This window comes from Tepidimonas sp., assembly GCF_036825565.1.
Taxonomy (GTDB): domain Bacteria; phylum Pseudomonadota; class Gammaproteobacteria; order Burkholderiales; family Burkholderiaceae_C; genus Tepidimonas.
This window is the reverse complement of record NZ_DAISXZ010000012.1, coordinates 18904-37061: the sequence shown is the minus strand read 5'-3', so window position 1 is coordinate 37061 and position 18158 is coordinate 18904. Positions and strand designations below refer to the sequence as shown.

Sequence of the window (18158 nt, the reverse complement as noted above, 5' to 3'; positions counted from 1 at the left end):
ATGGGCCCCGAGCGCAAGAGCATGGTCATGCCCGAGGAAGAGCGCCGCAACACGGCCTACCACGAGGCCGGCCACGCGCTGATCGGCAAGCTGCTGCCCAAGTGCGACCCGGTGCACAAGGTCACGATCATCCCGCGCGGCCGTGCGCTGGGCGTGACGATGAGCCTGCCGGAGAGGGACCGCTACTCCTACGACAGGGAGTACATGCTCAACCAGATCAGCATGCTGTTTGGCGGCCGCATCGCTGAAGAGGTCTTCATGAAGCAGATGACCACCGGGGCGAGCAACGACTTCGAGCGTGCCACGCAGATCGCCCGGGACATGGTGATGCGCTATGGCATGTCCGAAAAGCTCGGACCGATGGTTTATGCCGAAAACGAAGGCGAGGTGTTCCTGGGTCGCTCGATCACCAAGACCACGCACATGAGCGACGAGACGATGCGGCAGGTCGATGCCGAGGTGCGACGCATCATCGACGAGCAATACGCGCTGGCCCGCCGGCTGATCGAGGAAAACGCCGACAAGATGCACGCCATGGCCAAGGCGCTGCTGGAGTGGGAGACGATCGAGAGCGAGCAGATCGACGACATCATGGCGGGTCGCCCGCCGCGTCCGCCGAAGGACATCAGTCCCCGCACGCCCAACGCCGGTGGTGGGGGTGACGCCGGGGGCGCGGCCGAGCCCGTGCAGGCCGATCCCTCGCCACAGGCGCCAACGGCGGCCTGATCGGTCTGTCCATCGCATGAGTGCCGAGGCCGCTTTCCGCGGCCTTGATGGTTTTGGCCGTGGCGGCCTCGAAGGGGCCTCGCAGCCCGGGCACAATAGCGGCCATGCCGTCTCCCCTTCCGTCCACCCACCTGTCTGCCTGCTGGCAGACGGCACGCTTTTGTATCGACCTGAGCCGCCCACGCGTGATGGGCATCGTCAATGTCACGCCGGACTCGTTTTCCGACGGGGGGGCACACGCCGATGCCGCCAGCGGCCTGCGCCATGCCGAGGTGCTGCTGAAGGAAGGGGCCGACATCCTCGACGTCGGTGGCGAATCGACGCGCCCCGGCGCGCCGCCCGTGCCGCTCGAGGAGGAACTGGCGCGCGTCGTGCCGGTGGTGCGTGAGGCGGTGCGCTGGGGCGTGCCGATCAGCGTCGACACCTACAAGCCCGAGGTGATGGCCGAATGCCTGGCGCTGGGCGCGGACATCGTCAACGACGTCTGGGCGCTGCGCCGCCACGCTGCGGATGGCCGCAGCGCCGAGGACGTGGTGGCGCAAGACCCGGCCTGCGGGGTGGTGCTGATGCACATGCACCGCCAGCCGCAGGACATGCAGGTCAAGCCGATGGAAGGCGACGCCGTGCCGCAGGTGTGCGACTTTCTGGCTGCCCGCGCGGCCGCGCTGCGCGCGCGCGGCGTGGCGGCCGAGCGCATCGTGCTCGACTACGGCATCGGCTTTGGCAAAACGGTGGAACAAAACCTGGACCTGCTGGCCCGTCAGCGCGAACTGCTGGCGCTGGGCTACCCGCTGCTGGCGGGTTGGTCGCGCAAGTCCACGCTGGGGCGCCTCACCGGGGTGGAAGTGGCCGCCGAGCGGCTGGGGGCGAGCGTCGCCGCCGCCTTGCTGGCGGTGCAGCGCGGCGCGCGCATCGTGCGCGTGCACGACGTGGTCGCCACGGTACAGGCGCTCGAGGTCTGGATGGCTCTGAACGACAGGGGGGGTGCATGACGACACGACAGTACTTCGGCACGGATGGCATCCGCGGCACGGTGGGCCGAGCGCCGATCACGCCGGACTTCGCGCTGCGGCTGGCGCATGCGGTCGGGCAGGTGCTCAAGCGCACCGAGGCGCGCCCTACGGTGTTGATCGGCAAGGACACGCGCATCTCCGGCTACATGCTGGAGTCGGCGCTGGAGTCGGGCTTTGCTTCGGCCGGGGTGGACGTGGTGCTGCTCGGGCCGGTGCCGACCCCCGCGGTGGCGTACCTGACGCGCGCGCAGCGCGCCAGCCTGGGCGTTGTCATCAGCGCCAGCCACAACCCCTATCCGGACAACGGCATCAAGTTTTTCAGCGCCCAGGGCACCAAGCTGCCCGACGAGTGGGAGCTGGCGGTGGAGGCGGCGCTGGCGCAGCCGCCGGCGTGGGTGGAGTCGGCGGCGCTGGGGGCGGCGCGGCGGCTGAGTGATGCCGCCGGGCGTTACATCGAGTTTTGCAAGAGCACGTTTGCCCAGGACCTCAGCCTGCGCGGGCTGAAGATCGTGGTCGATGCGGCGCACGGGGCGGCCTATCAGATCGCGCCGGCGGTATTCCACGAGCTCGGCGCCGACGTGGTGCCGATCGGCTGCAGCCCCAACGGCCGCAACATCAACGACGGCGTCGGCGCCACGCACCCGCAAACCCTCGTCGCCGCGGTGCGTGCGCACGAGGCCGACCTCGGCATCGCGCTGGACGGCGACGCCGATCGGCTGCAGATGGTGGACGCCAGCGGCCGCCTCTACGACGGCGACGAGTTGCTGTATGTGCTGGCCGACGACCGTCTGGGCCGCGACGAGGTGGTCCCGGGCGTCGTTGGCACCCTGATGGCCAACATGGCCATCGAGCAGGCGCTGGCCGCGCGCGGCGTGCGGCTGGTGCGCGCCAAGGTCGGCGACCGCTACGTGCTGGAGGAGCTGCACCGCCACCACTGGCTGCTGGGCGGCGAGGGCTCCGGCCACCTCATCATCCTGGACAAGCAGACCACAGGCGACGGCATCGTCTCGGCGTTGCAGGTGCTGCAGGCCTGCCTGCGCCAGCAGCGCACGCTGGCCGAGGTGCTGCGCGGCGTGGAGCGCTTTCCGCAGGTGCTGCGCAACGTGCGGCTGGCCGCGGGCGCGGACTGGCGCGCCAACACGGCGCTGCAGCAGGCGCAGCGCGAGGCCGAGGCGGCGCTGGGCGCAGACGGCCGCGTGCTGATCCGCGCCAGCGGCACCGAGCCGGTGCTGAGGGTGATGGCGGAGGCGCGCCGCGCCGAGGACGCCGAGCGCTGGGCTGCGCGGCTGGCCGAGGCGACCGTAACAGGGATGCCCGTGTCGGCTTGAACTCCGCCGGCATGGGTGGGATGTTCCAGAATCGCGTTCCCCACATCCTCGCGGGCGACCACCGGCCGCAGTCGGCCGTCAACATCTTCGTAAAGGATCTGGGCATCGTGCTGCGAGCGGGCACGCGGACGGTTCAGGTCGTCGGCGTGCCGGAAGGCCCGTCGCCGCAAACCGATGCCATCGTGGTGGCGGGGGGCAAACCTCGGGCGCCGTGGTGCAGGCGCTTGGGGGGCGGCAGTTGCGCATCGGCGCGCCCATCGATCCGGGTGGCCCTGGACACACGCCAAGGGCCCTCCGCTGCTCCTGGGGCTGAAGTCGGGCCACTTCGGCGTCGTCGATTTTTTGCCTAGGCCTTGGCGCAGGTGGCATGATGACCAGCCAGGACGCCCAACTGAATTGCGCCGCCACTTTGGCGCGCGCCGGTGAACCAATCCGACCATGCCCCGCTTTGCCGCCAATCTGTCGATGATGTACACGGAGCACGACTTCCTGGACCGTTTTGCCGCGGCGGCGGCGGACGGTTTCCGAGCGGTCGAGTACCTGTTTCCCTACGAGCACCCCCCCGAAGAGATCGCGCGGCGGCTGCAGGAGCATGGCCTTGCTCAGGCCTTGTTCAATCTGCCCCCTGGCGACTGGGCGGCGGGCGAGCGCGGCTTGGCGGCGCTGCCCGGTCGCGAGGCCGAGTTTGCCGAGAGCGTGCAGCAGGCGCTCCGGTACGCCCTGGCCACGGGTTGCCGCCGTCTGCATGTGATGGCGGGTCGGATCCCGGAGGGCGCCGACCGCGACGCGATGCAGCGCACCTACGTGGCCAACCTGCGTCACGCGGCGCAACAGCTGGCGCCCCATGGCATCACCGCGTTGATCGAACCGATCAACACCCGGGATATGCCGGGCTATTTCCTGAACTTTCAACAACAGGCCCACGAGGTGGTGGCCGAAGTCGGCGCCACCAACCTGAAGGTGCAGATGGACCTCTACCACTGCCAGATCATGGAGGGCGACCTACTGATGCGGCTCCAGCGTCATCTGACCGGCGTCGGCCATCTGCAGATCGCAGGTGTGCCGCATCGGCACGAGCCGGACACCGGCGAAGTCGGTTACCGCTGGCTGTTCGACGAGATCGATGCGCTGGGCTACGAGGGGTACATCGGGTGTGAATACCGTCCGCGCGGCGCGACCTCGGCCGGGCTGGGCTGGTTCGCGCCTTACAAGGAGGTTCAATCGTGAAGCTGCTCATCACCGGCGGGGCGGGTTTTTTGGGCGTGCGCCTGGCGTGCGAGCTGTTGCGGCGAGGCCGCTTTTGAGGTGAGCGAGGAGGGGTTCGACCGCATCGCTGCGGTCAATGTCAAGAGCCGCTTTCTGACCGCAAGGCACGCCGTGTGCGTCTGCGCCCGGGTCTGACTTGGTACAACGGCAGCAAAGGGGCGGCCATCACCACCAGTCGTTCGATGGCGGCAGAGCTCGGCCCCGACAACATTCGCGTCAACGTCATCAACCCCGTGGCGGGTGAGATGGCTTTGCTTGCCCAGTTCATGGGCGAAGACACGCCCGAGCGCCGCGCGAAGTTCATCGCGACCGTGCCGCTGGGGCGGCGCTTGAGCCGCCCGCTCGATATTGCCGACGCGGCCCTCTTTGGGGCCAGCGACGAGGCTGCGTTCATCGCCGGCGCCTGCCTGGAGGTCGACGGCGGGCGCAGCGTCTGACCGATCCGTTTCAATCCTCCCGCTGCCACAGCGCCTGCCCGGCGCGGATCGTGCGGCCTGACTCGACGCCGTCGGCCAGACGCCAGTGCGCCGGCACGAACAGGATGATCGTCGAGCCGTGCTCGAACCAGCCCATCTCCTGCCCGCGGCTCAGGCGCACGTCGCACGGCAGCTCGTGCGGGCCGCGCCAGCGAAGGTGCAGCGTCACGTCGAGGAAATGCAGCCGGATGCTGGCCACCAGGATCGCCGCCACCGGCACCAGCGCGATCGGGCTGCCGTCCGGCAGCGTCGCCTCGATCAGCGCGCGCTCGTTGCGGCAGAACAGCGCCGGGATGCGCCGCAGCGCCGGCGGGTTGACGTTGAAGACGTCGCCGCTGACGTAGCGCACACGCCGCACACGCAGGTCGGCCGGGGCGTGGAAGCGGTGGTACATCGTCGAGGTCAGCCGCAGCGTGATGAAGCGTCCGTTGGCGTGCACGGCGGCAGCCTCGGGGCCGATCAAGTCCTCCAGCCGGTACGGCATGCCCTTGGCTTGCCAGACGGTGGTGCCGTGCACGTCGCCGCAGGCGCCGACGATGGCGTCGCAGGGGCTGCACAGCACCTGCGGGTCGGGGTCGAACGGGCGCGCGCCAGCGCGCAGCGCGCGCGTGAAGACGTCGCGCAAACTGCGGTACTCGGCCGCAGCGGCCTCGCTCAGGTCCAGATCGGCGAACCACCGCCACACCGCCACCGCCAGCCGTGTGAAGGCGGGGCTGTCGATGCGACTCAGCCGCCCAATCAGCAGGGTCAGCGCCACGCGCGGCACGTGGTTGGTCAGCGCATAGTTGAGCGTTTCGTGCTGCAGCACGCGGTCGCGCCAAGCGCGCCAGCCAGCCGGCGTGGGTTCGGGTTTCACGGGCGTGTCAAAGGCCATGCGTACAACTGTCGCCCAACCCGTTGAAGGAATGGTGACACCGATGATGGAACCCGTTTGGTTGGGTGCTGCCGCCGCGCTGGCGGCCGCGCCTTGGGGCTGGCGACGGCTGCGCCTATCGCGGGCCAAGGCGCCGACACTGGCGGGGCACCCACGCATGGCCAAGCGCGTGGCGCGCTGGCTGCCCGGCTACGCGCTGGCGGCGCCGCAGGCTTTCGCGCTGGACGGTGCGCCGCCCGATGTGGTGCAGGCGCGGCTGCGGGGCTGGCAGGCGCTATCGCAGCGGCTGCGCGCCGCCGCGCCCCAGACGCTGGCGCTGACTGCGCAGGCGCGCGACGGCATGCCCGACCTGCGCCTGACCGGGCGCTACCGCGTGCCGTATCCGTTCGCCGAACTGGCGCGCGAGCTGCCGATCGGCGCCTTCTGGGCGCGCAACGACGGCCCGTGGCTGATCGACCTGGACGGCAACCGCTTCCTCGACCTCGCCGGCTCCTACGGCGTCAACGTGCTGGGGCTGGACTTCTACAAGGGAACGATGGAAGAGGGTGCGCGCCTGGGCGCGGCGCTGGGGCCGGTGCTGGGCGGCCTGCACCCCTGCGTGGCTGACAACGTCGCGCGGCTGAAGGCCTTGAGCGGCATGGACGACGTGACGTTTCACATGTCCGGCACCGAAGCGGTGATGCAGGCCGTGCGGCTGGCGCGTTACCACACGGGGCGGCGCCACGTGGTGCGCTTCGCCGGGGCCTACCACGGCTGGTGGGAGGACGTGCAGCCCGGCCCCGGCAACCCGCTGCCGCCGCGCCAGACCTACACGCTGGCCGACCTGAGCGAGGTCACGCTCGAGGTGCTGCGCACGCGGCGCGACATCGCCTGCGTGCTGGTCAATCCGCTGCAGGCGCTGCACCCCAATCGCGCGGCGCCGAGCGACTCCACGCTGGTCGGCGGCACGGGCGCGGCGGCCTTCGACCGCGACGCCTACGCGCGCTGGCTGCAGCGCCTGCGCGCCGTATGCACCGAGGCCGGCATCGCGCTGATCTTCGACGAGGTGTTCGTGGGCTTTCGCCTCGCGTTGGGCGGCGCCCAGGCCTACTTCGGCGTGCAGGCCGACCTGGTCTGCTACGGCAAGACGCTGGGCGGCGGCCTGCCGGTCGGCGTGGTTTGCGGTAAGCGGCGCTGGATGGAGCGCTTCCGCCCCGAGCGCCCGGCCGATCTGTGCTTCGCGCGCGGCACCTTCAACGCTCACCCCTACGTGATGGGGGCGATGAACGCCTTCCTGCGCGCGCTGGAGCGCCCCGAGGTGCGCGCCGCCTACGACGGGTTGGAGGAGCGCTGGCGCACGCGCGAGCGGCGCTTCAACACGGCGCTGGAGGGCGCCGGCGTGCCCGTGCGGGTGGCAGCGCTGTCGTCGATCTGGACCGTGATCTACACCCAGCCGGGGCGCTACCACTGGCTGCTGCAGTACTACCTGCGCGATGCGGGGCTGGCGCTGAGCTGGGTCGGCACCGGGCGGCTGATCTTCCCGGTCGCGCTGGAGGACGCGGCGTTCGAGGAGGCGCTGCAGCGGTTTCTCGCCGCCTGCCGGCGCATGCAGGCCGACGGCTGGTGGTGGCGCGACGAGGCGCTGCCGCTCGCGGCGTGGGCCCGCCGGCTGCGCCGCGGCCTGCTGCGCGAGACGCTGCAGGCCTGGTGGCAGGCGCGGCGCGCAAGCCGGCCCGCAGTCTGAGGGCAAGCGTCCGTGCCGGCCGCGCCCCCTGGGGCGAGCCGGCATCGCCCGCCCCGTCAGCCTATGCGCGGGTGGCCCGGGTCGAGCAGCTGGCCGCGCAGCAGGTACAGCGGCGCGCGGTGGTACAGCTTGATGTCGTGGAACGGATCGGTAAGGATCTTGGTCACCCAGACGATGCCGGTGTAGAGGTCCTTTTCCACCCACAGCTGCAGCACGCGCACCAGCAACCCGCCGACGCCGATGGCAAACCAAAGCCAGCCGACGTTGTGCCAAAAACCGCGCCAGTCCTCGTGCGGCTGCAGCCACCCGAACGCCGTCGGATCCCACACCAGCAGCAACGGCGCGGCGGCCCACACCGTCATCAGCACCACCTTGCGTTTCAGGTTGTAGCCGACCTTGACGGCCTCCTTGTACTCGTGCGTCACCTGATTGACGTGGTCATACCCCGTGGGCTCGAAGAAAAAATGCCCCGCCTGGCGCGTTACCATCGAGACGCCCCAGGCGATCAGCGCCGCGGTGGCGGGATCCTGGAACAGCCAGACGTAGGCGACCACGAAGCTGATGGCGCTGATCAGGTGTAGCGTCTGGTTGATGCGGCTCTGATGGTAGTAGCGGTGGTCATCCCAGCGCTGCTCGCGCAGGGTGTGCAAAAAGCGTTGCAGCATCATCGGGTGTCCTCGTAGAGGGGCGGAGAAAAGGGCAAGGCAGTGGAACGGCAGCGCATGCGGTGCCGGCGGGCGTCATGGTCGCGACATCGTGTGACGCCACGGTGACGTCTGCGGCAGCGCCGGGGTCTGTCACACGCCTGTCGCACGCCGCGGCCAAGCTTGTCGGTCATGGATGCGCGCCTGATGATCGAGAGCTTTCCGCCCCGACGAGCGCTGCTGCGCGTCTCGGTGGTCACCGAGACTTTCCCGCCGGAGGTCAACGGCGTGGCCACGACGGTGGAGCGGCTGGTGCGCGGGCTGCAGCTGCACGACCACGACGTCCAGGTGGTGCGGCCGCGCCAGGCGGCCGACGCCTACGATCGCGACGGAAGCCGCCTGGGCTTGGAGCAGGTGCTGACGCGCGGCTTGCCGATTCCGCGCTACCCGCAGCTGCGCATGGGTTTGCCGGCGCAGCGCGCGCTGCAGGCGCTTTGGATGCGCCGCCGCCCGGACATCGTGCACATCGCCACCGAAGGCCCATTGGGCTGGTCAGCGCTGCGCACCGCGCGCAAGCTGCGGCTGCCGGTCAGCACGGACTTTCGCACCAACTTCGACGCCTACAGCGAGCACTACGGCGTGGGCTGGTTGCGCCGCTCGGTGCAGGCCTATCTGCGGCGTTTTCACAACCTGGCGGACTGCACGCTGGTGCCGACCGACGGCCTGCGCCAGCAGCTGCGCGCCGCTGGCTTCGAGCGGCTGATCGTCGTGCAGCGCGGCGTGGACATGGACCGCTTCACCCCGGCGCTGCGCAACCCGGCGCTGCGCGCGGTTTGGGGCGTGCAGCCGGGCGAGCGCGTGCTGCTGTACGTCGGCCGCCTGGCGCCGGAGAAGAACCTGGAGCTGCTGGCGGCGGCGTTCGACGCCATGCGCGCGGTGCAGCCGGACTGGCGGCTGGTGGTTGTCGGCGACGGGCCGCAGCGCGCCTGGCTGGCGCAGCGCTGCCCGCAGGCGGTTCTGCTGGGAGCGCTGACCGGCGAGGCGTTGGCGCAGGCCTACGCCAACGGCGACCTGCTGGCCTTTACGAGCCTGACCGAGACCTTTGGCAACGTGACGCTGGAGGCGCTGGCCAGTGGCCTGCCGGTGCTGGCCTTCGCCTACGCCGCGGCGGCCGAGGTGGTGCGCCACGGCGACAGCGGGCTGCTGGCGCCGGTGGGGGATGCCGAGGCCTACCTGCAGCTGGCGCGCACGGCGGCCGCCGACGAGGCGCTGTTGCAGCGGCTGCGCAGCGGCGCGGTGCACGCGGTGCAGCACCTGGGCTGGGGGCGCATCGTCGAGCAGGTGGAGTCGATTTGGCTGCGGCTGCTGGCGGCGCACGCGGCCGGGCCGGCGGTGGTCAGGTCGTCGCCTTGGTGGGACGGTCTGCCCGCCACCGGCGCGTGAGCGCCCACAGCAGCGCCAGTCCCAGCGCCATCGTCACCCCCAGCGCCGACAGCAGCGGCACCAGCGGCCAGTTGGCGCGCATCGCCAGCGCCAGCGCACCCAGCATCACCAGCACACTGGCGTTCTCGTTGAAGCCCTGGATGGCGATCGACTGCCCAGGCTGCAGCAGCCGGTGGCCGCGGTATTGCAGCAGCGCGTTCATCGGCACCACGAGCATGCCGCCCAACGCCCCAATCATCAGCAGCCCAAGCACCGCCAGCCCCAGCTCCCGCGTGTGTACCGCCACCGCCAGCAGCGCGCCCAGCAGCACCCCCAGCGGCAGCACGCGCCAGGCGCGGCGCAGCTCCACCCGCCGCGCCACCCACACCGCACCGGCCACCACGCCCAGCGCCACGGTGGCCTGCAAATAAGCCGCCTGCGACAGCGGCAGGTCCAGCCGCAGCTCGGCCCAGCGCAGCACCGCGATCTGCATCAGCGCGCCAAAGCCCCAAAACCACGTCGTCACCGCCAGCGACAGCCCGCCGAGCGGATCGCGCCAGAGTCTTGCATTGTCGCGCCAGAAGCGTGGCCACAACGCCGGCCAGTCGCGCAGCGGCAGCGTGAGCCGCGCCGGCCGCGACGGGATATGACGGTTGCACCAGGCCGCAAGGCCGTACAGCGTCAGCACCGCCGCGAAGGCCGGCAGCAGCGCCGTGGCCGGCAGCCGGCCGTCCAGCCCCAGCCAGAGCAGCGCCTGCGGCGCCTGCCAGGCCGGCGACACCCACCAGCCGCCCAGCGCGGTGCCCAGCAGCACCGACAGCACCACCGACACCTCCACCCAGCCGTTGGCGGCCACCAGGTCGCGACCCGGGGTCGATTCGGTGATCCAGCCATATTTGGCCGGCGCATACAGCGCCGCCGCCAGCCCCAGAACGGCAAACGCCGCCAGCGGATGCGCGCCGGCCACGAGCCCGGCCACCGCCACGGCCTTCAGCGCATTCATGCGCCCCATCAGCACGTTTTTGCGCACCGCATCCGCCCAGGCGCCAGCCATCGGCGCCAGCAGCACGTAGCTCCATGTGAAGGCGAACTTCAACAGCGGGGCCCACCACAGTGGGTGGCGCTGCTCCTGCAGATAGGCGATGGCCACGATCAGCACCGCGTGGTCGGCCAGCCCGGAAAAGAACTGCGCCGCCAGCAACCAGAAAAAACCCGCCGGCATGGGGCCAGCAGTCTGCTGCCGCTGCGTGACACGCCCGTGAAGCCGGCTTGGCCGCGCGATGTCATGCCGCTGACACGGAACCGCCAAGGCCACGTCACGCCCGCCGCCCAAAATGCCCAACCGTGGGCGGCCGCGGCGCCGCCCGCCACCCCAAGCGGAGATGACGCCCGATGAAAGAGCTTCCGACGCCCACGCTGCACCTGTCCACCCTGGTTGGGGGCCAGACCCCGGGCCGCACGGCCGGGAGGTCGCTTCCAGCGCGCGCGGCCGATGCTGCCGCTGCGCCCGCTGCGCCCGCTGCGCCCGCTGCGCGCCTGGAGGTGGCGTGGGCGCGTCACCTCGACGACGTGCGCGCCGCCCAGCGCCTGAGGTACGCGGTGTTCGCCGAGGAGATGGGTGCGCGCCTGCGCTCGCCGCTGCCGGGCCACGACATCGACCTGTTCGACGACTACTGCGAACACCTGCTAGTGCGCGAGGCCGACACCGGCGAGGTGATTGGCACCTACCGCGTGCTGACCCCCGCGCAGGCCAAGCGCGTCGGCGGCTTCTACAGCGACACCGAGTTCGACCTGACGCGCCTGCGCGCGCTGCGCGAGCAGGTGGTGGAGCTGGGCCGCTCCTGCGTGCACCGGCAGCACCGCCACGGCGGCGTCATCATGGCGCTGTGGGGGGCGCTGGCGGACTTCATGGTGCGCAACCGGCTGGACACGATGATCGGCTGCGCCAGCATTCCGATGCACTATGAGGGGCCGCACGGCATCGCTGGCGGCGGCCACGCCGCCGCCAGCATCTGGCGCCAGGTGCGCGAGCGCTATCTGGCGCCGGTGGAGTTCCACGTCACGCCGCGTCTGCCGCTGCCGGTGCATGAGCTGGACGACACGCTGCCGGTGGAGCCGCCGGCGCTGGTCAAGGGTTACCTGCGGCTCGGCGCCAAGGTGCTGGGCGCGCCGGCATGGGATCCGGACTTCAACACCGCCGATCTGCCGATGATGATGCGGCTGGCCGATCTGCCGCCGCGCTACCGGCGCCACCTGCTGGGGGCCTGATGCTGCGCAGCGACTCTGTGGCGGGGCGGACGGCTCGGTGGCCGGATGCGGCGGGCGGTGCCCGGCCGACCGGGCTGGCCGTGGCGCGGAAAGGGGACGGGATCGAGCCCGACGAAGACGATCATCCCGCCGAGGGGCGGGAGCGGCTGCGCGCGGTGTTCATCTCGGACCTGCACCTGGGCACGCCGGGCTGCCAGGCCAAGGCGCTACTGGCGTTTCTGAAAGCGCACCCGAGCGATCGGCTGTACCTGGTTGGCGACATCATCGACGGCTGGCAACTGCGCCGGCGCTGGTACTGGCCGCAGAGCCACAACGACGTCGTGCAAAAAATCCTGCGCCGCGCGCGCAAAGGCTGCCAGGTGGTGTTCATCCCCGGCAACCACGACGAGTTCGCGCGCCATTTCGTCGACCACCAGTTCGGCGGCGTCGATGTCGTGGCCGAGGCGGTGCACCTCACCGCCGACGGGCGGCGCCTGTGGGTGACGCACGGCGACCTCTACGACGGGGCGGTGCAATACGCCAGATGGCTTGCCTACCTCGGCGACACGCTGTACGAGTGGGCGTTGCGGCTGAACCGCCACCTCAATTCCCTGCGTGCGCGGCTGGGGCTGCCGTACTGGTCGCTGTCCCAATATCTCAAGCACCGCGTCAAGTCGGCGGTCAGCTTCATCACGCGCTTCGAAGAGGCGCTGGCGCGCGAAGCCCTCCGCCGCGGGCTAGACGGCGTCGTTTGCGGTCACATCCACCGGCCGGAGATTCGTGTCATCGACGGTGTGCTGTACTGCAACGATGGGGATTGGGTGGAGAGCCTCAGCGCCCTGGTCGAACACGCCGATGGCCGGATTGAGATCGTACACTGGGCGCAGGAGCGGGTGGGCGTCCCCGTTACGGTGGGGGCCGTGGCCCACCGCGCGCGCTCCTGAGCCGGTACCCGAGCCCGCGCGGCGCGGTGCGCGTCATCGCTTTGTCATCAATTTGACGCGTGGAATGGAGAAAATAATGATAAGCTGAACCGTGTGCCTCTGCGCCCCGGTCACGCCCCTGTCCTCGACCATGACGCACGCTGCCTTGAACTCCGCCCACCGCAACGTTTTTCTCGATCGCGACCAAAGCATCCTGGCCTTCAACGAGCGCGTGCTCGACTGGGCCTGCCGCGCCGACGTCCCGCTGTTGGAGCGGCTGCGCTACCTGGCCATTGTGTCGTCCAACTTGGATGAGTTTTTCGAAGTCCGCTTCGCGCCGCACCACACGGCCCGCCTGGCCAACGAGCAGCGGGGTGCCGCCACGGTCGATACCTACCGAGCCGTGACGGAGCGGGTGCATGCCCTGGTCGAGCGGCAGTACGCGATCTACAACGACGAGCTGCTGCCCGCGCTGGAAAAGCGCGGCATCCGCATCATCTCGCATAGCGAGCGCAATCCGCGCCAGCGCCGCTGGGTGCGCGAGTACTTCGTCAACGAGGTGCAGCCGTTGCTGCTGCCGGTGGGGCTGGACCCGTCCCACCCCTTTCCCCAGGTGGCCAACAAGTCGCTCAACTTCATCGTGCGGCTGGGCGGGCGCGACGCCTTCGGGCGAGAGAATGAGATCGCCATCGTCAAAGTGCCGCGGGCGCTCAGGCGCTTCGTGCCGATGCCGGGGGTCAAGGGCTCCAAGCAGCTGCATTTCGTCGCTATCTCCAGCATCGTGCGCTCCCACCTGGCCGATCTGTTCCCTGGGCGGACGGTGCTGGAGTTCTCGCAGTTTCGCGTCACGCGCCACTCCGACCTGGCCGTGGACGAGGAAGAGGTTAAAAACCTGCGTACCGCGCTGCGGCTGGGCTTGCAGCAGCGCCATTATGGCCAGGCGCTGCGGCTGGAGGTGTCCGCCGGTTGCTCCGACTTTTTGGCGGGCTTTTTGCTCGAGCAATTCAATCTGCCGCCCGAGAGCCTCTACCGCGTGGCGGGCCCGGTGAACCTGGTGCGCCTCAACCAGTTGGTGGACCTGATCGACGCCCCGGCGCTGCGCTTCGAGCGCTTTACGCCCGGCTGGCCGGTGGCACTGGTGCCGGGGCAGTCGATCTTCGAACGGCTCAAGCAGGGGGATGTGCTCATCCACCAGCCGTTCGAGAGCTTCGATGCGGTACTGGCCTTCCTGCGCGAGGCGGTGGAGGACCCCCAGGTGCTCGCCATCAAACAGACCATCTATCGCACCGGCTCGCGCGGCGAGATGACCGAGCTGCTGCGCGAGGCGGTGCGCCGCGGCAAGGAGGTCACCGCGGTGGTGGAGCTCAAAGCCCGCTTCGACGAGGAAGCCAACATCAACCACGCCGAGCGGCTGGAGTCGGTCGGCGCGCAGGTGGTCTATGGCATCGTCGGTCTCAAGACGCATGCCAAGATGCTGCTCGTCACCCGGCGCGAGGACGGGCGCGTCGTGCGCTATGCCCACGTCTCTACCGGTAACTACAACCCTGGTACGGCCAAGGTTTACACCGACCTCAGCTACCTAACCGCTGACGAGGCGCTGACCGCCGACGTCGATCACATCTTCGGCCACGTCGCCAGCCAAAACCGGCTGCCCCGGTTGCAGAAGGTGCTCATGGCGCCCTTCCATCTGCACAAAGGGATGTTGGAGCGCATCGATGCCGCCATTGCCGCAGCCAAGGCGGGGCTGCCCGCGCAGATCATCCTCAAGATGAACGCCCTGACGGACGAGCCGCTCGCGCGGGCGCTGGTCGCCGCCTCCCAGGCCGGAGTGCAGGTGGAGGCGATCGTGCGTGGCGCGTGCATTCTGCCCGCGGGGGTGCCCGGCCACACCAACAACGTGCGCATCCGCTCGGTGATCGGGCGTTTCCTCGAGCATTCGCGGGTGTTTTACTTCCGTTGCGGTGACGAGGAGGAGCTGTGGCTGTCCAGCGCCGACTGGATGAACCGCAACATGTTGCGTCGCGTCGAGCTGGCCTGGCCGGTGACCGATCCGCATCTGCGCGCCCGCATCATGGACGAGTGCCTGCATTTGTATCTGACCGATCAGCGCGACGCCTGGCTGCTTCAGCCCAACGGGGACTATGTCAAGGCCGCGTCCCTGGCGGCCAAGCCCGCGCGCGGCAGCGGTCTGCCGTCGGCGCAGGCCAGCTTGATGAGCCGCTACGGCACCAAAGGGTGACCCCGATGGACCTGATTCTGTGGCGACACGCCGAAGCCGAGGACCTGGACGAAACCGACGAGGGCGGTGGTGACGACCTGTCGCGCCGCCTGACGCCGAAGGGCGAAAAGCAGGCCGCGCGCATGGCCGCATGGCTCGACCGCCAGTTGCCGGAGGGTACCCGCATCTGGTCCAGCCCCGCCGTGCGCACGGAGCAGACGGTGCTGGCGCTCGGGCGGCGTTACCGCGTCCGGCATGAGCTGGCCCCCGACGGCACGCCGCAGTGGCTGCTGGACGTGGTGCAATGGCCCGATGCGCGCCACCCGGCCCTGGTGGTTGGGCACCAACCCACCCTGGGCCGCGTGGTGGCGGGGTTGCTGGGCATCGAAAGCGGCGAATGCTCGATCCGCAAGGGCGCGGTTTGGTGGCTGCGCCGCCGCGAACGCCACCAGGGCTGGCAAACCGTACTGCTATGCGTGCAGTCGCCGGAGCTGCTCTGAGGCGCTGAACCCGCGGTCAACTCGGCAAGCGCAGTCAGCGCACCGGCTGATTTAGCGCAGGTCCAACGTCAGCCGCCACGCGGTCTTGCCCCAGGCGTCGGCTTCTTCCTGCAGCAGCCACGCGGACTGCGGGTACTGCCGAGCCCACCCGGGCACCGTGGTGAGCCGGAACTGCCGCGAGGCGTACTGCAGCCGCAGTGCCGCGACGTCCGGATCCTTGCGCGCGTGGCACAACAGCACCGCCAGGCGCAGGCACAGCAACTGCTTGACGAACAGCTCGTCGCCAAGGTGCGGCTCCAGCTTGCGCAGTTTGCCCCGCTGCCCCAGCACCAGCAGGCTCATGCGGTGTAGCTCGGGCAGCGAAAAACCCGGCGCATCGACATGGTCCAAGATGTAGGCCCCGTGGCGGTGGGCGCTGGCGTGGGAGATGTGCGCACCGATCTCGTGCAACCGCGCCGCCCACGCCAGTTTTTGGGAATAGCGGCCGTTGCGCGGATCGGGCGTGGCCACTTGTTCGAACAGACCGGTGGCCACTCGGCGCACGCGCTCGGCCTGCGCCGTATCGACAGCAAATTTTTGCGCCAGCCAGCGCACGGTGCGCTCGCGCACGTCGGTCTGGTCCGACGCCCGGTCGATCAGGTCGTACAAAGCGCCCTGGCGCAGCGCCCCTTGGGCGCGGTTGACCACGGTCCAGTCGAACAGCTCGAACAGCGCGAGCAGCACGCTCAGCCCCCCGGCCAGCACGGGTCGACGGTCATCTTTCAGGCCTTCCAGCCGCACCTCGTCCACGTGGCCTGCCCGTAGCAGCCGGTCGGCCACCCAGTCGATCCCCTCGCGCGTGATCACCCCTGGCGCAAAGCCGGCGAGCGCCAGAATGTCGGCCAGCGCCCCCGCCGTGCCGGAGGATGCGTACACGGCGTCCCAACTCCCCGGCACAAAGACGTCCAGCGCCTCATCCACCACGGCCTTTGCCGCGACGACGGCCCGGCGCAACGCCGCCTCGCTCACCCGCCCGCCGGGAAAATACCGCGTCGACCACGCCACACTGCCCAGGCCGTAGGACGCCATACGCAGCGGGCTGTAGCCCTGGCCCAGGATCACCTCGGTCGAGCGGCCCCCGATGTCCACCACCAGGCGGCGTTCGTCCGACTGCGGCAGCAGGTGCGACACGCCTTGATAGATCAGCCGCGCCTCCTCGTGGCCGGCGATGACATCGATCGGAAAGCCCAGAATCGCCTGCGCCCGGCCCAGAAAGTCGTCGCTGTTGCGCGCCTCGCGCAGCGTCTGGGTGGCCACCGCGCGCACCTGCCGGCGCTCGAACGGGCGCAGCTTTTCGGCAAAGCGCGCCAGACATTCCCAGCCACGCTCCATCGCCACCAGACTCAGCGTCTTGTGCTCGTCCAGGCCCGCGCCAAGGCGTACCGTCTCTTTCAGGTACTCGACGCGTTCGATATGGCCGCCGTGGTAGCGGCCGATTTCCAGGCGAAAGCTGTTCGAGCCGAGGTCCAGCGCGGCCAGCAGGGTTCCGTCTTGCATGCAGGGCTTCCAGTCGTTGGCCTGCAGCATACCAAACCCCTGTGACGGCGCTGCGGTGCCGCGCTGCACGGATGTCACGGAACCGTCACAAAGCGTCATTACAGTCTCGATTGTGTTGATGCATACCACGAAAGGAACCGGATGAAACGCCAATTCCTCAAGACCGTCGCCGCCGTCGCCGTGGCTTCCGTTACCCTAGGCTGGGGCCCCGCCGCCATGGCCGCCGACATCACCGGCGCCGGCGCGACCTTCCCGTTCCCGATCTACGCCAAGTGGGCGGAAGAGTACAAGAAGGTCACGGGCACGGGCCTGAACTACCAGTCCATCGGATCCTCGGGCGGCATTCGCCAGATTCGCGCCAAGACAGTGGCTTTCGGCGCCACCGACGCCCCCGTGCCGGGCAATGAGCTGGATCGCGACGGCATGGTGCAGTTCCCCGCCATCATTGGTGGCACGGTGCCCGTGTTTAACCTGGACGGCTTCGGCAAGGGTGATCTGCGCATCACCGGCCCCGTGTTGGCCGAGATGTTCATGGGCAAGATCACTAAGTGGAACGATTCCAAGATTGCCGCGCTGAACCCGGGCAAGAACCTGCCCGACCTGGCCATCACTGTCGTGCACCGCGCCGACGGCTCGGGCACCACCTTCAACTGGACCGACTACCTCAGCGCCGTCAGCAATGAATGGGCGGACACGGTGGGCAAGGGGGCGGCCGTCAAGTGGCCCGCGCCGACCTCGGTGGGCGGCAAGGGCAACGAAGGGGTGGCGGCCAACGTCTCGCGCATCAAGGGCTCCATCGGCTACGTGGAATACGCCTACGCCAAGAAAAACAACATTCCGGTCATGCAGTTGCAAAACCGCAACGGCAAATATGTGATGCCAGATGACACGACGTTTGCGGCGGCCGCGGCCGGTGCCGACTGGTTTAGCGTGCCGGGCATGGGCATTTCGCTGGTCAACCAGCCGGGCGACACCGCCTACCCCGTGGTGACGGCCTCGTTCATCCTGATGTACAAGGAGCCCACCAACAAGGCCGAGAGCGCGGAAGTGCTCAAGTTCTTCGACTGGGCGTTCAAGAACGGCAAGCAAATGGCGCTGGAATTGGAGTACGTTCCGTTGCCCGACAAGCTGACCGCCGATATCCGCAGCAAGGTGTGGTCGCAGATCAACACCAAGTGATGGGTCGATGACCGATCGCCCGTCGGCGGCTCCTGAGCGCCGACGGGTTTTGTTGGATATTCTGCGGAGTCTCTGGTCGATGA

General features: G+C 69.4%; 14 protein-coding genes and 4 pseudogenes. 14 read left to right on the top strand and 4 right to left on the bottom strand.

The window, feature by feature from the left end:
* The 7 genes and pseudogenes from V7026_RS03345 to V7026_RS03315 form a co-directional block, all read left to right on the top strand.
* Positions 1–726 (top strand): annotated as a pseudogene (locus tag V7026_RS03345) (ATP-dependent zinc metalloprotease FtsH); the annotation flags it as partial.
* Positions 727–830: 104 nt separating this feature from the next.
* On the top strand, positions 831–1718 hold the full coding sequence (gene folP / locus V7026_RS03340) for a dihydropteroate synthase (protein ID WP_334153869.1): 888 nt from the start codon (positions 831–833) through the stop codon (positions 1716–1718).
* Positions 1715–3067: a phosphoglucosamine mutase gene (glmM, locus tag V7026_RS03335; RefSeq protein WP_334153868.1), complete on the top strand. Its 1353-nt coding sequence runs from the start codon at positions 1715–1717 to the stop codon at positions 3065–3067. The genes folP and glmM overlap by 4 nt, the downstream gene beginning before the upstream one ends.
* Positions 3067–3186 (top strand): annotated as a pseudogene (locus V7026_RS03330) (NAD(P)-dependent oxidoreductase); the annotation flags it as partial. The gene glmM and the pseudogene V7026_RS03330, both read left to right, overlap by 1 nt.
* 71 nt (positions 3187–3257) lie before the next feature.
* A pseudogene (locus V7026_RS03325) lies at positions 3258–3493 on the top strand (nucleotide-binding domain containing protein); the annotation flags it as partial.
* Positions 3494–3505: 12 nt separating this feature from the next.
* Positions 3506–4294 (top strand): 2-oxo-tetronate isomerase, encoded by a 789-nt coding sequence (otnI, locus tag V7026_RS03320; RefSeq protein ID WP_334153867.1) that lies wholly within the window; start codon positions 3506–3508, stop codon positions 4292–4294.
* A 75-nt stretch (positions 4295–4369) separates the two neighbouring features.
* Positions 4370–4770 (top strand): annotated as a pseudogene (locus tag V7026_RS03315) (SDR family oxidoreductase); the annotation flags it as partial.
* A gap of 10 nt (positions 4771–4780) precedes the next feature.
* Here the strand turns inward: V7026_RS03315 and asd are convergent.
* Positions 4781–5665 (bottom strand): archaetidylserine decarboxylase, encoded by an 885-nt coding sequence (gene asd / locus V7026_RS03310; RefSeq protein ID WP_334153866.1) that lies wholly within the window; start codon positions 5663–5665, stop codon positions 4781–4783.
* Positions 5666–5726: 61 nt separating this feature from the next.
* Here asd and V7026_RS03305 point away from each other — a divergent pair, with 61 nt between their 5' ends.
* Positions 5727–7406, top strand: a complete 1680-nt coding sequence (locus V7026_RS03305; protein WP_334153865.1) for an aminotransferase class III-fold pyridoxal phosphate-dependent enzyme — start codon at positions 5727–5729, stop codon at positions 7404–7406.
* 56 nt (positions 7407–7462) lie between these two features.
* On the opposite strand, the gene V7026_RS03300 is transcribed toward V7026_RS03305, so the two are convergent.
* Positions 7463–8074, bottom strand: a complete 612-nt coding sequence (locus V7026_RS03300) for a hypothetical protein (protein WP_334153864.1) — start codon at positions 8072–8074, stop codon at positions 7463–7465.
* Between the two features lie 168 nt (positions 8075–8242).
* On the opposite strand from V7026_RS03300, the gene V7026_RS03295 reads away from it, so the two are divergent.
* The gene (locus V7026_RS03295) at positions 8243–9493 is read left to right on the top strand and encodes a glycosyltransferase family 4 protein (RefSeq protein ID WP_334153863.1); all 1251 of its coding nucleotides are present in this window, start codon (positions 8243–8245) and stop codon (positions 9491–9493) included.
* Here V7026_RS03295 and lplT read toward each other — a convergent pair.
* Entirely contained in the window at positions 9447–10694 is a 1248-nt protein-coding gene (gene lplT, locus V7026_RS03290) for a lysophospholipid transporter LplT (RefSeq protein ID WP_334153862.1), read from the bottom strand. The two genes, V7026_RS03295 and lplT, sit on opposite strands and share 47 nt — an antisense overlap.
* A 170-nt stretch (positions 10695–10864) precedes the next feature.
* Between lplT and V7026_RS03285 the strand changes: the two genes are divergently transcribed.
* From V7026_RS03285 to V7026_RS03270, 4 genes are all read left to right on the top strand, one after another.
* Positions 10865–11740, top strand: coding sequence for a GNAT family N-acetyltransferase (locus V7026_RS03285; protein ID WP_334153860.1), 876 nt, complete (start codon positions 10865–10867; stop codon positions 11738–11740).
* A complete protein-coding gene (locus V7026_RS03280; protein WP_334153859.1) occupies positions 11740–12663 on the top strand; it encodes a UDP-2,3-diacylglucosamine diphosphatase in 924 nt (307 codons plus the stop codon). The genes V7026_RS03285 and V7026_RS03280 overlap by 1 nt, the downstream gene beginning before the upstream one ends.
* Positions 12664–12793: 130 nt before the next feature.
* Positions 12794–14881 (top strand): polyphosphate kinase 1, encoded by a 2088-nt coding sequence (gene ppk1 / locus V7026_RS03275; RefSeq protein WP_334153858.1) that lies wholly within the window; start codon positions 12794–12796, stop codon positions 14879–14881.
* A gap of 5 nt (positions 14882–14886) precedes the next feature.
* Positions 14887–15360, top strand: a complete 474-nt coding sequence (locus V7026_RS03270) for a SixA phosphatase family protein (RefSeq protein WP_334153857.1) — start codon at positions 14887–14889, stop codon at positions 15358–15360.
* A 51-nt stretch (positions 15361–15411) separates the two neighbouring features.
* On the opposite strand, the gene V7026_RS03265 is transcribed toward V7026_RS03270, so the two are convergent.
* Positions 15412–16896, bottom strand: a complete 1485-nt coding sequence (locus tag V7026_RS03265) for a Ppx/GppA phosphatase family protein (RefSeq protein WP_334153872.1) — start codon at positions 16894–16896, stop codon at positions 15412–15414.
* Between the two features lie 141 nt (positions 16897–17037).
* Between V7026_RS03265 and pstS the strand changes: the two genes are divergently transcribed.
* Positions 17038–18075 carry a phosphate ABC transporter substrate-binding protein PstS gene (gene pstS / locus V7026_RS03260; RefSeq protein WP_334153856.1) on the top strand — a complete coding sequence of 346 codons (1038 nt, stop codon included), beginning with the start codon at positions 17038–17040 and terminating at the stop codon, positions 18073–18075.
* Positions 18076–18158 lie beyond the last annotated feature (83 nt).